This window comes from Bacillus sp. ES1-5 (assembly GCF_022487605.1).
Classification (GTDB): Bacteria; Bacillota; Bacilli; order Bacillales; family Bacillaceae_G; genus Bacillus_A; species Bacillus_A wiedmannii.
On record NZ_JAKVPU010000001.1, the window covers coordinates 1,034,463 to 1,047,812 of the forward strand.

The following is a 13,350-nucleotide window of genomic DNA, read 5'->3' on the forward strand; positions in this document are numbered from 1 at the left end:
CTACTTTTTAAACTGTTCCTCATTGTTTACATCAAGTACATCTAATAAAAAGATAAAGATTGGTATCCCGATAATAAGCCCCCATATTCCAAGGAAATGCTCTGAAAAGATGAGAATCATAAATGTATAAAAGATTGGCAAATTCGTTTTCGCAGACATAAACTTCGGATTTAAAAAGTAGCTTTCAAGAGCATGGATTACTGTAATGAACACAAGTATGTATACAACGTACATTACTCCGCCTACGTTATAAGCAATAATACAAAGTGGAAACAAGGAAATGATAACACCAGCAACTGGAATCAAACCGAGTAGAAAGACCATGACGGCCAATACAAGAAGCTGTGGAAATCCTAAAATCACAAGTGCAATTACAGTGAGTACGCAATTGACAACCGCAATTAAAAACTGTGCTTCAATTACTTTACCGAACGATCTTGCAAACCTTTCACCAAAATAAGCAATCTCATCATAAAAAACCTTCAGACTACTATCTTTAAATTTGGAAGTAAATGATATGATGCGTTCTTTTTCTAACAAGAAAAATAAACTTAAAATAAGAGAAAGTAGTATTTGCAAACTGACTTTTCCTATATTTGCAATCGATTGATATATGACATCTACACCTTGTTCTATATATTTTGATACTTCCATCCCATTAATTGTTGAAAGCGCATATTTAATGATCTCATTATCAGGTGGATTTTGAAAAAACAACCTAAACTGATAAATCAATTGGGAAATTTGTATCGTTAGCACAGGTAAATATTTATATAATGTTGTGCCGATAAAAGTAACTAATATTATATACAAACATGCGATAACAATTTTCCGATTCACTTTCAATTTCTTCGAAATAAAACGTTGAAACCGATCCATTAAAAATGTCAGTATGAACGTAATTAATATTAAATTGATCATACTTTTTAATCCATATAATACAAGCGCTACTATTATTAAAACGAGAAACCGTTGGAACCCTCTACTTCGAAAGAAATTTTTCACTTCATTCATTAAGATTTAACCTCCCCCTTCAATGGATGGAAATTGAATATATTACATTTTATGAACTTCTATAGACAATCTTTCTTACTAATTGAGAAGAATCCTTTTTTTCTTTTTATATTGTTAGATTCTTTTCATATTAGCCCACCAACATATTTCAGTGGAGCTCTATTTTTCGTTTACCTTTTTACAGTTTTGGTGATTTTCTATTTTTAGACTGCTGCTCATACGCATATCCAATATTGAACAGTTCCTTTTCACCGAATTGCTTCCCGACAAATACTGCACCTATTGGCTCTCCATTGTTATCATATCCTGCTGGCACCGCTAATTCTGGATAGCCAGCTACAGCTGATAGAAGAACTTCTTCGTTGTTAATCATAACTAAAGCATCCAAACCTTTTTCTACTAAATATCTATCTAGCTCTTTTCTTGCATTTTCTTGACTCGATCGCACTATTTTTTCAAACTCATCTTTCGTTATAGTAGATTTTTCAGATCCCTCGATTAATGTTTGTCCATACTTTATTGGTCTATTACCATCATTTTTATTAAACGCTATAATCTCTTCTAACGATTTTACCGGTACATTTTTTTGCTGTGCAAGATAATCGTTAACATTATGTTTGAACTCATATTCTAATGTTTGTAGGTTGTCTACTCCCCCATCGTTTAACTGAATATCATCAGTCAATATCGCACCTGCGTCTTGAAGGTCTTTTCTAATCTTTTCTGCTACTTCTTTTCTATTATCATCTTGTCGATCTATTGAAAAAAGAACCCCTACTTTTTTCCCTTTCAATCCGTCTATTGATAAATCCTTCGTATAATCAATTCTTTCTTTATCTTTCATTTTTTCTGTCATAGTATCTTTTTCATCATAACTTACCATTATGTTAAATAACGTTGCCGCATCCCTCACTGTTCTTGCCATCGGCCCTGCTGTATCAAGTGTTTCAGCTAATGGAATAATGCCTGATCTACTCACCATACCTAGTGATGGACGTAATCCAACTACTGATTGCTGCGTCGCGGGTGCTACAATTGATCCAGTCGTTTCCGTCCCGATTGCAAGTGGTGCAAAATCTGCCGCAACTACTGTCGCAGATCCTGAACTTGATCCCGATGTATCAAAAGTAATTGGACCGTATGGATTCAAATTTTGTCCTTTTTTCCCGCTATATCCGCTAGGCATTGTAAAGGATAAATAATTTGCCCACTCAGACATATTCGCTTTTCCTAAAACGAAAGCACCTTCTTCTTTCAACTTCTTCACGATCGTCGCATCTTCATCTGCAATCCAATCTTTTAACACATACGTGCCCGCACTTGTCGGCATCACCTTTTCCGTTTGTACATTATCTTTTACGATAACTGGCATGCCGTATAAGTTCGACTTCTTATTGAAAGATCTTTCTTTATCTAACTTTCGCGCTTCTTCCATTGCATTTGGATTAATCTCTGTAACAGCATTTAATGATATTCCATTTTGGTCATGTTCTTGTATTCTAAAAAGATAAATACTCGTTATTTCTTCATATGATAATTTCCCATCATCAATCATTTTTTGAAGCTCATCTACAGTCGCATTTACGACTTCTTTTTCTTTTATCTTTACATTTTCTATATTAATGCCTTTCAACTGATTATGTATCGGTTTTAATACTCTATCTTTATCATATACGATACGCTCCGGTTCCTTTGGAAAATAATTTTTATACAAGTAATACCCTCCGGCACATGACAATAGGACAATACCTCCAGCGATCGACAACGTTATCTTTACCCACTTTTTCATGTTGTTACCTCCACTCTAAAAGTTGCTAAATTGTATTGAAAAAGAGAGTTATCCTTGTAACTCTCTCTAATTGAAATGCTACATGAAAAAATGAAGAATTTCAATTTCATTACTTCTTTTTTTGCATTTGCTTCGCTAATAATTCTTTCACCTGATTATATGTTAATCCTGAATTTGTATTTAGACGTTTTACTTCATCAACATCAGTACCTACTACTGTATATTTTTTATCATCATTCATTGTTCCACTTCCCTTTCTATTGCATTATTTCTTATATTTTTCCCCTAAACTCTTTTAAATTAATACAAATAAGGAAACTGTACGAAATTCAATAGCCAAAAGGGATTCAGTTACATAAGAGGAAAAGATAAAAAAATGTCGAATGTATATACTTGTTGTATTTAAGAACTTGGAGGTTACATTTTGAAAACATATGAGTTTAAACATAACATTCCAACATTAGAAGAGTACAAATACTTGTGTGATTCTGTTGGATGGACTAATTATATGAATTTTGAAGTAGCGGATACTTCACTGAAGAATTCTATTCACTGCATCATAGTGAAAGATAATGAACAAATGATTGGCATGGGGAGAATTGTTGGTGATGGAGCTATCTATTTCTATATTCAAGATATAGTGGTTCATCCGGATTATCAGAAACATGGTATTGGGAAAGAAATCATGCATCGTTTAGTTGCATATTTACATGAAAATGCTCCTGATAAGGCGTTTGTCGGTTTATTTGCATCACAAGGTAAAGAATCATTCTATGAAAAATTTGACTTTAAAGATTACTCACCAAATATGACAGGGATGTTTACTGTCATTTCAAAAACATAAAAATAATAGATTTTTAATTGTAAGGGAAAACTTCAATCCATATGAAGAAAATCGTTCTTGCAATAAGAGTTTAACATGACATACGAAAGGAGAGTACATATGTAGCTAATATGTACTCTCCTTTTATTTAACTCTTTATATATTAAATTTCTTAATAAAATTTCACTACATCTTCAGTAGGTAAGAATGTTCTTTCTCCTGGTTGTTCATTTGGCTCACCAAATGGCATTTGTCCTACTAAGCTCCATTCTGCTGGAATGTTCCAAGTTTCTTTCACTTCAGCATCTACGATTGGATTGTAATGTTGTAATGATGCGCCAATTCCTTCAGCTGATAATAACATCCATACTGTATGTTGTAACATTGCATTTCCTTGATGAGACCAGAATGGGAACTGATCTTTATATAATGGTGCATTTTCTTGCATTTTTTCTACTGTCGCTTGATCTTCAAAGAATAACACAGTCCCAACACCTGTATGGAAACCTTTTAATCTTTCTACAGTCGCTTCAAAGTTTTCTGCTGGTACACGGGCTCTTAGTGTTTCTTTAACAATATCCCAAAACTTTTCATGCTCTCCATCCATTAATACAACCATACGGCCACTTTGCATATTGAAAGATGTTGGTGCGTGTAAAGCTGTTTGTAATACTTCTTCAATTCTTTCTTTCGTAATTGCATCGTTTTTTGTTACTTTACGGATAGAACGACGGTTCACGATTGCTTCTTTTAAGTTTGTTGTAGTTGCTGACATTTTAATTCCTCCAAATATTTGTTTTATAATTTATTTTGTTATTTCATAACAAGCGATTTAGCAATATCCATCTGTATTACATTGCATACCTTCAAATGAATTTGTTTTATCCTTTTCAATTTCTTTATCAATGACTCTTTGTAGCGTTTCTTTACTAGCAAGCCCTTGAATGACTTCATCTCCAATCATGACAGTTGGAACAGCCATAATATTCGCTTCATCATATGCATGCTGAATTGCTTCTTGATGCTTTTCTTTATATTTACGAGTTACTAACGCATCTTTAAATTCAGCTTCAGGAAGACCTACTTCTACCGCTAATTTTGTTAAAACATCAATATCTTCAATGTTTTGCTCTTCTTGGAAAAATGCTGTGAATACGCGGTGATGATACTCATTTCCTAGTCCACGTTCTTTCGCAAATTGACACCCTTCGAAAGCTAAATGTGTATATGGATGCGGAGAAACACGTGGCAAACGCATATCGATTCCTAACTTCTTCGCAGTTGGAAGAATAAAAGCATCCCATGAGCCTAATTTTTCTGGCTCATTCCATGGATCTATTTTTGAATATGGACTTGGACGTAATTCAAATGGCATCCATTCAATTTCTACATCTTTCTCTTTCGCTACTTCATCTAATGGACCTTTTGCTAAAAAACAAAATGGACATATAAAATCTGAGTATACTTTCATTTTTACAGTCATACTTTTACACCTTACCTTTATAGTTGTAATCAAATCAGTTACATTAATAATAAAAAAATATAAAATATGATTTAAGCATTCATTTTTTCTTGCAAAGTTTCAAACAAATGCCCCATCGTAATATTTCTCAAAACTTCTTCCATCGCGGATTGCGCTTGTATTAATATAACTTCTAACACCGCTTGAATATTTGCTCCGATTGGACAATCTGGATTTGGTTGCTCGTGAATATGAAATAGTTTGTCTTCTTCGACTACATTTACTGCATGGTATACATCTAACAATGTGATTTCATGTAAATCCTTTAATAATCCCGCACCACCTGGACCGCGATTTACATATACAAAACCAGCCTGTTTCAAGTACGACATAATTTTACGAATGACTACTGGATTTGTGTTTACACTTTCAGCTATATAGTCTGAAGTACAAAGTGAAGATGGATTGTTTTTCAAAATAGATAAAATATGAACAGCTATAGAAAAGCGGCTACTAATTTTCATCGTGATCACCACCTCGATGTAATCATTATAGTTACAACAAAAAGATAAGTCAATCCTTTTCATAGATTTTTTATAAACAAATAAAAAAAGTGTCCCATTATGATATATGAGACACCTCTTTTTATTCTGCAAATAGCGCTTGAAATTCTTCAATAAATAGCTGCACAGCGATTGAGGAATCCTTTAATGAAGGAACAGCTAAAGCAATTTCTCTCCATACTTGTGGTTCCAATTCTCTCGTTTTCACATTCTGTGGTAAATTCGTTAAAGATAATTCGGCTAATATTGCAATACCTAGCCCTTCTTGAATCATGTTTAAAGCTGTAGTAACGGTTGATATTACATACTCAGCCCGAAGTGGTACGTTTGCTTGTTTAAACATATCAATAATGGGTGGTTCGTATCCACCCTTACATAATATGATCGGCTCATTCTCTAAATCACTAATTGCAATAGAATCCTTCTTACAAAGAGGATGATCCTCTCTTAAGATAGCAACCATTTTCCCCTTCGTTAATGGGACAATCTCCATCTCTTTATTAGGCAAAATAACAATTCCTATATCAACAACCCTCGATACTAACCAATCTTCAACTTCTTTAATCGTTCCTTCACAAAGAACGACTTCTAAGTTCGGATACTTCTCCTTAAAAAGGTTTATCATTTTGGGTAAGAAATGTGCAGAGGCACTCGGAAAACTCCCAATTCGAATCGTCCCAACTTCGTGTCCTTTCTCCATCGCAACTTCTTGTTCAATCTTCTCTACACCGTTCAAAATCTCTCTAATATGCACAAGAATTCTGTTTCCTACATCCGTAACGATTAGCCCTTTTCGTTTATCACGTATAAGAATCGTAACTCCTAACTCTGACTCAATACTTGAAATCGCATGACTTACAGCTGGCTGCGTCATATTTAACACCCGAGCAGCCTTCGTAAAACTACCTAACTCAACAGTTTTTATTAATACTTGCAGTTGTGTAATGGTCATAACTAATCACTTATACTCCTTATAAAAAAGATTCATTTTATTTATTACAGTCGATATCATATCATAGTGAAATGATATACAACAAGGAGGTCTTACCGTGACACAGCTTTCTCGAACTAAGACGGCCATAATCCTTACCTTTCTCGTTTTCATGTGGGGAATCAATTGGCCTTTATCTAAGTTTGCCTTGCATTATACACCACCCGTTTTATTTGCAGGCGTTCGAACTTTAATTGGAGGATTCATTTTACTCCTTTTCGCATTACCGAAATACAAAGAGTTACACTTAAAAGAAACTTGGCATTTATACGTTATTTCTTCTTTACTTAACATCATTATATTTTACGGATTACAAACTGTGGGCCTTCAATATATGCCCGCTGGGTTATTTTCCGCCATTGTATTTCTACAACCTGTTTTACTCGGCATTTTCTCATGGATTTGGCTTGAAGAATCTATGTACGGTTTAAAAATTTTTGGGCTTGTTCTTGGATTTATTGGCGTAGGTGTCATTAGCTCTAGTAGTTTAACTGGACATATTTCTATTATCGGAATCCTTCTCGCGATAGGATGCGCTATTGGCTGGGCACTTGGAACAGTATTTATTAAGAAAACTGGGCACCGCGTTAATTCCATTTGGATGGTAACACTGCAGCTTATTATTGGCGGGCTTTGCTTAATTGGATTTGGATCAGAGTTTGAAAGCTGGTCTAGTATTGCTTGGAGTATACCGTTTGTTAGTGTACTACTCTTTATTTCATTCTTTGTTATTGCAATGGGATGGCTTGCATACTTCACTCTTGTTGGAGCTGGTGAAGCAAGTAAAGTTGGGGCTTATACATTCCTCATTCCACTAATCGCTATTATTGTAAGTTCAATTTTCTTACATGAGGCCATTACTATTAGCTTATTCATCGGACTATTATTTATTGTTGTGAGTATTTGCTTCGTAAATATAAAGCCGAAAACACTTACTGTAAGGCAGCAGGTTGAAGTGAAATAAAAATGAAAAAGAGCCTGCTGTTTGTAGGCTCTTTCTTATATCTTACTTTTTACGACGTACTACAAAAACACACGCACCTGCCGACGATACAATCGCCAAAATAGATAAGATAATCGCTATTACTTGCATACTACTAGCACCTTCATTCTTTTCTACACTAGACACTTCACCATGTTCTCCTGTTAATGACGTACCTTTTGCAATTGTAGTAAGTGAATGTGGTTTTTCAGCTTTTTCATCGCCTGTCCATTCCACAATTTCTCCGTCTTTATATTGTTGATATGCATCCCAAGCTATTTTTTGTTCTTTATCCGGATTTTTAGCGACGAAAGTAAATCGCTGGAACTGACCGGGTAAAATCCCTTCTCCTGTTGCTTCCCATACTACAGTTTTCACTTTTCCGGCATTATCTTTCTGCTCTTCCACTTTCCATCCTGGCACTGGTTCATACTGTTGGAACTCTACTCCAGACGGTATTTTCAATGTAACTTTTGTCGTTGCTACATTCTTCTCAACTGGTACTTTTATCGTGTAAGTCTCCCAAGAATTAACGTCCGAAGCTTCTGGTTTCACAGTGACGTGCGCACTAACAGGTAACGAAAAAATCCCCATTGCAATTATTGTTGCGATCATTGTTGTGCCAAATTTTTTTATACGTTTCATTTTCTATTAGCTCCTTTTTATCTATACCTTCTCTTTATCCCGCTATTCGCCGGATAACCCGATTGATGAGGGCTGATTAAAGTTTCACTTTATCTGCCGCCTACAATAAATTTATAATCCGTATCAAAACTATCAAGAGATTTTGTTAATCCGTGCACTTGTATATTCCAGTTTCCTGTCATGTTAATATACATACCTTCCGCTTCATATTCTCCTGGTGACACGGCCGAAACTTTAAATGAACCCTTCCCCATATTCATATCCAATGATTGCGTGGTTAAAATAATTTGCTCCATATCAGTAACAGGTTGTCCGTTCTCATCCTTTAAAGTAATATGGAATGTATTTTGTCCTACTTTATTAGGACTTACATGTAAAGTAAGTTCATATCCATTATCTAATTGCTTACTCTCTGTAAAAGGTCCAGTTGGAGGCATCGGCGGTGTTTGTACGTTTGTCATAAAAGCTACGATTACGAAAATGATAATTCCAATGATAAACTCTACTTTCACCGTAGCGCCTAAACCTTGCTCCGCTCTCATTTTCCCTTTCACATAATGAACAATTCCCAATATCCCCATGAAAATGAATAAAAGTATCTTTGCTAATAAAGCTAATCCATACTTCGTATCAAATAACGAGTTTATTGTTGGTATAAAGAATGTACTGTTAAAAAGACCTGTTATTAAAATTACGATGACAGCACCTGTTGCCCACGGTGAAAAGCGCTTAATCATATCCCAATACATACTCCACTTATCATCCTCTTTACGTAAAAGAAGAACAATACATGATAGACCACCAATCCATAACGAAGCTGCGAATAAATGTAGAAAGTCCATAACGACCGCAATCTCTTTAAACTTTAAACCAAACGCGTGACTATTAAAAGCTTTCATAACAAGTATCCCAATAAACAATACTATTGGAATGCTCCATACTTTAAACGATGACAGCTTCTCACACTTCATCGCAAAATACGTAACGATTATAAGCGAACTAATAAGAACCATTTGAGTAATCCACACATATCCAAAAACAGAAAGCTGTAATGTTTCTTTTAATAGTAACGGATCGAATGCTTCTAACCATGAAACATCAGCATTTATTTTCGTTTGCAATGGTAGATTGAATAATAAGCTAATCAATATACCCAATAATGAGATCCATATTATGTTCTTACTCCTTGATCGAACCGAGGTTGCATTCCCTTTATACATAATAAGATTAAAGAATAGCACGCCTATAAATAGTGAGAAACTTGTATATAAAACTCCACGTTCCATAATCATATCTATTTGCGGGACATACCCCATCTCTTCTACTTGTATATCGTCTGCTCCCGCTTCCTCTGACCCAATTCGGAACGGAATAACTCCTTGAATAGGATGCCCGTCAGCAGAAATCACTTTCCACTGAATAGAGTAAAGCCCGTTTTTTAAGTTTTCTTTTAAGCCTACTTCTAATATTTTTTTGTTTTTCTTATCGATATGAGCATCTTTTAAATCTACTCTTGTACCTGAGGTATCTCTTACAAACAAGGTATTAAAATGCGAAACTTGTATATCCTCATCAAATTCAATTTTCACTACAGATGGTGCATTCTTCAACGTTTCATTTTCAGCAGGGTTTGATTTCACAATGTACGCATGAGCAGATGCACTTTTTGGTATCAATATGATAAGTACACATGCAATTAATAGCCATGCCCCTAACCTTCTCATTACTTTCACACTCATTTCACTTCTTTCTTCCTCATCGCTCTATTTTCATTACATCTACTTCCCAAGTCGATTACTTGGAGAAATATTAACCTGATTAAATATAGACTTCTATACAGTAGAACTCTTTATTTTTCTTTCACCTTTAAACTTCTAATATAATAGTAACTACCTTCACAGATACAACTTACATTTTTAAAGTAGATTGTTATTATATCATAAAATATATTTATGTAAGTTCCTGAAGAAGAAAAGTTATCGTGAATCATTTGTGAAAAAAGTGTGAAATACATAAATGAAAAAGGTATTACGTTATTACGCAATACCCTTCTTCCATCATTAAATTTCTTTACTTCTCTTCTGGATAATCACAATACTCAATGATTGTTCCCTCTGTATCCGCTGGGTTAAGATATATTAATCTTCTACCGTGCTTATTAATTCGAAGTGTATGCTCTAATGTCCGAATACCTTGTTCTTTTAACTCTTCTAGAGCTACATCTAAATCATCGACACGATACGCAACGTGATGAACACCTTTACCTTTTTGTTTAATAAAACGGGCAATTGGAGATGTCGTATTATTCGTAGGCGCAAGTAATTCAATTCTATCTCCATCCACTTCAAGAATGGCTACTTCGCTTTCCACACCAGGAGCTTCACTTACGTAACGATCTATTAACGTTCCTAACAACACATTTTCATAAAAACGTATCGTACTATCTATATCTCGAACTGCGATGCCGATATGATCAATTGTTTTTTTCATTTTATTTCCCCTACTACTTTATTTTTTCTATCCTTATCAATAGTAACAAAAAAAGTTATAGAAACAAGTTCTATAACTTTTTTATTTAACCTATTTTCTTATTCGCACTAGCTGGTTGAACCTGATTTTTTGCTTTTAAAACGCTAATGCCATATCCGATAAATCCACCGATAATCGCTGGGAAGATCCATCCTAATCCTACTTCTTGCATCGGAAGGAATTTAGTGAACACTCGGCTTACTACTTCAATGTTAACTCCAGCTGCACTTAATCCATCGAATAAGCTGATGATAAATGTTACGATTAAGCTCACTTGATAAACTTCAGCTCTTCCTTTGAATAATGAATGGAAGAATGTTAAGAAAATCAATACGATTGCTAGTGGATAAATTGCTGTTAGTACTGGAACAGAAACTGCGATTAATTGTGTTAATCCTACGTTTGCAACAATTGCACTAAATACACATAGCGTGATGGCAATCGCTTTGTAAGGAATATTTGGGAATAACTTATGGAAGAATGAAGAACATGCTGATACAAGTCCCACACTAGTTGTTAAACACGCTACTGTAATCATTAATCCTAATAATACTCCGCCATATGATCCAAAATAATAGTTAGAAACTTTCGCTAATACTTCTCCACCATTCTCTAAATGTCCAAGCTTTGCAACACTTGAAGCACCCATATAAGAAAGAGCTGTATAGATAATTGCTAAAATAGATGCTGCAATGATTGTCGCTTTTGCACAAACGATCATAATCTGTGTTTTCGTTTTCGCACCTTTTTCTTTAATTGCATTAATGATGATGATTCCAAATACGAATGATGCAAGCGTGTCCATTGTTAAGTATCCTTCTTGGAACCCTTTAAAGAATGCATGTGATGTATAAGCTTCCACTGGTGCTTGCATATCTCCAATCGGATGAACAAAAGCAACGATTACTAAAATACCGATGAATGTCAATTTAATTGGCGTTAATATTTTTCCAACAATATCGACAATTTTCGCAGGATTTAGCGAAAAAAAACAAGTGATGCTAAAGAATATAATTGTGAAAAGAATTAAAGGTGTAGAACCTAATCCTTCTGGCATAAAAGGCTTAAGACCAATTTCATAAGAAACATTACCCGTTCTTGGTATTGCAAATAACGGACCGATCGCTAAGTATAAAACTGTTGTAAACACAATCCCGAATACTGGGTGAGCACGACTTGCTAATGACTGTAAATCATCTTTACCCGAAAAACCAAATGCTAGTACACCTAGTAATGGTAATCCAACACCTGTTACTAAAAATCCAGCGTTAGCAATCCATACATTCTCTCCTGCCGATTGACCTAGCATAGCTGGGAAAATTAAATTTCCTGCTCCAAAAAATAGTGCAAATAACATTAATCCAATAACTACTATGAACGAAAACGGTACTTTATTCGCCATAATATAACCCCCATTCAAATTTCCTTATCTCATTTTCCAATTTTAACTAATTGAATTTTCTGAATATTTAATTCAAGTATCAACTATTCTTGAACTCATTATAGTTTGATATATAATATTTTGCAATACTATTTTCAAACTTTTCATTTATTTTATAAATATACATTTTTTAACATAGAAATAGACTAAAAAACCAACATGGTCATCCATGTTGGTTTTTTACATTTACTATCAATTAAAATTTTGCCGCTACTTTCTTAACGTTCTCTAAACCTTCTTCAACAATTTGTTGTGAACGATCTGGATATTGATTGTGCCCTTCAATTACAACAGTCTCTGGATTTACAATTCCCCAGAACCCAAGCACATTCGTTACATAATTAACCGCCATTTCCATAGGAGCCATTTGTTCTGAAGAATAATCCGAACCACGCGCACTTAATACAACGACTTTCTTATCACCAGCTAAACCTACTGGGCCATTTGCTGTATATTTAAATGTTTTTCCAGCTTGAGATAAGTATGAAATATATGTGATTAATGGTGCTGGCACTGTGAAGTTCCATAGTGGGAACGCAAATACAACTTTATCAGCTTCTAAAAACTGATTTAAATATTGATCTACCTTAGCTACAGCCTTCTCTTCTTCTGCTGTTAACTCCATTCCTTGACTACGTTTATATCCACCTGAAATAGCGATATTTCCGTAATACGGCAGATCTAATGCAAATAAATCTAACTCCGTAATTTCTGTATTTTGGTTCGCTTCTTTATAAGCACTTACAAATGTTTCATACATTCTTGAACTAACTGCTTGCTCTGCCGGACGATCGTTTGCTTTTACAAATAATACTTTTGACATTGTTTTATTCCCCTCTACTTTTGTATTTTCTTCTTTTTTACCAAATAATGAGCTAAATAATCCCACTTTCTTCACCTAAACTTTCTTATCATATTCATTATTCATCATCATAAAAATTCTTATTCTAGTAAAAAGTTCCAATAGATACCTTAAGTAAAAACACAAAAAACTTTTTGTTATTTAATTACCTTATGTAAGTGATTGTAATACAGTAACTTACTTTAGTCAAGTAACTTTAAATAAAAAATAATATCTCGAATTAAAAATACTGACCACAATACAATTCGT

The 13,350-nt window shown here is 34.3% G+C and carries 14 protein-coding genes; 2 read left to right on the forward strand and 12 right to left on the reverse strand.

Features of this window, described 5'->3' with window-relative positions:
- The 3 genes from MKO96_RS05305 to MKO96_RS29360 all read right to left on the reverse strand — a co-directional run bounded on the left by MKO96_RS05305 (position 1) and on the right by MKO96_RS29360 (position 3,044).
- Positions 1-1,014 (reverse strand): AI-2E family transporter, encoded by a 1,014-nt coding sequence (locus tag MKO96_RS05305; RefSeq protein WP_240586907.1) that lies wholly within the window; start codon positions 1,012-1,014, stop codon positions 1-3.
- Between the two features lie 178 nt (positions 1,015-1,192).
- Positions 1,193-2,803 carry an amidase family protein gene (locus MKO96_RS05310; RefSeq protein ID WP_240586908.1) on the reverse strand — a complete coding sequence of 537 codons (1,611 nt, stop codon included), beginning with the start codon at positions 2,801-2,803 and terminating at the stop codon, positions 1,193-1,195.
- Positions 2,804-2,912: 109 nt separating this feature from the next.
- Positions 2,913-3,044, reverse strand: coding sequence for a hypothetical protein (locus MKO96_RS29360; protein WP_276314082.1), 132 nt, complete (start codon positions 3,042-3,044; stop codon positions 2,913-2,915).
- Positions 3,045-3,227: 183 nt separating this feature from the next.
- Here MKO96_RS29360 and MKO96_RS05315 point away from each other — a divergent pair, with 183 nt between their 5' ends.
- Positions 3,228-3,647 (forward strand): GNAT family N-acetyltransferase, encoded by a 420-nt coding sequence (locus MKO96_RS05315; protein WP_087980214.1) that lies wholly within the window; start codon positions 3,228-3,230, stop codon positions 3,645-3,647.
- A 151-nt stretch (positions 3,648-3,798) separates the two neighbouring features.
- On the opposite strand, the gene MKO96_RS05320 is transcribed toward MKO96_RS05315, so the two are convergent.
- From MKO96_RS05320 to MKO96_RS05335, 4 genes are all read right to left on the reverse strand, one after another.
- Positions 3,799-4,401: a nitroreductase family protein gene (locus MKO96_RS05320; RefSeq protein WP_076536822.1), complete on the reverse strand. Its 603-nt coding sequence runs from the start codon at positions 4,399-4,401 to the stop codon at positions 3,799-3,801.
- A 57-nt stretch (positions 4,402-4,458) separates the two neighbouring features.
- On the reverse strand, positions 4,459-5,109 hold the full coding sequence (locus MKO96_RS05325; protein WP_000216675.1) for a DsbA family oxidoreductase: 651 nt from the start codon (positions 5,107-5,109) through the stop codon (positions 4,459-4,461).
- A 71-nt stretch (positions 5,110-5,180) separates the two neighbouring features.
- Positions 5,181-5,612, reverse strand: coding sequence for an Rrf2 family transcriptional regulator (locus tag MKO96_RS05330; protein ID WP_048561108.1), 432 nt, complete (start codon positions 5,610-5,612; stop codon positions 5,181-5,183).
- Between the two features lie 121 nt (positions 5,613-5,733).
- On the reverse strand, positions 5,734-6,603 hold the full coding sequence (locus MKO96_RS05335) for a LysR family transcriptional regulator (RefSeq protein ID WP_240586909.1): 870 nt from the start codon (positions 6,601-6,603) through the stop codon (positions 5,734-5,736).
- Positions 6,604-6,700: 97 nt separating this feature from the next.
- Between MKO96_RS05335 and MKO96_RS05340 the strand changes: the two genes are divergently transcribed.
- Positions 6,701-7,606: a DMT family transporter gene (locus MKO96_RS05340; protein WP_000192803.1), complete on the forward strand. Its 906-nt coding sequence runs from the start codon at positions 6,701-6,703 to the stop codon at positions 7,604-7,606.
- 42 nt (positions 7,607-7,648) lie between these two features.
- Here the strand turns inward: MKO96_RS05340 and MKO96_RS05345 are convergent, their stop codons facing one another.
- From MKO96_RS05345 to MKO96_RS05365, 5 genes are all read right to left on the reverse strand, one after another.
- Positions 7,649-8,269: a YcnI family copper-binding membrane protein gene (locus MKO96_RS05345; protein WP_240586910.1), complete on the reverse strand. Its 621-nt coding sequence runs from the start codon at positions 8,267-8,269 to the stop codon at positions 7,649-7,651.
- An 89-nt stretch (positions 8,270-8,358) separates the two neighbouring features.
- Complete coding sequence (locus MKO96_RS05350) at positions 8,359-10,008, reverse strand: copper resistance CopC/CopD family protein (protein WP_240586911.1); 1,650 nt, start codon at positions 10,006-10,008, stop codon at positions 8,359-8,361.
- Between the two features lie 331 nt (positions 10,009-10,339).
- The gene (locus MKO96_RS05355) at positions 10,340-10,759 is read right to left on the reverse strand and encodes a VOC family protein (protein WP_000750850.1); all 420 of its coding nucleotides are present in this window, start codon (positions 10,757-10,759) and stop codon (positions 10,340-10,342) included.
- An 85-nt stretch (positions 10,760-10,844) separates the two neighbouring features.
- Positions 10,845-12,200, reverse strand: coding sequence for a branched-chain amino acid transport system II carrier protein (gene brnQ, locus MKO96_RS05360; protein ID WP_088057945.1), 1,356 nt, complete (start codon positions 12,198-12,200; stop codon positions 10,845-10,847).
- Between the two features lie 235 nt (positions 12,201-12,435).
- Positions 12,436-13,128 (reverse strand): FMN-dependent NADH-azoreductase, encoded by a 693-nt coding sequence (locus tag MKO96_RS05365; protein ID WP_240586912.1) that lies wholly within the window; start codon positions 13,126-13,128, stop codon positions 12,436-12,438.
- Positions 13,129-13,350 lie beyond the last annotated feature (222 nt).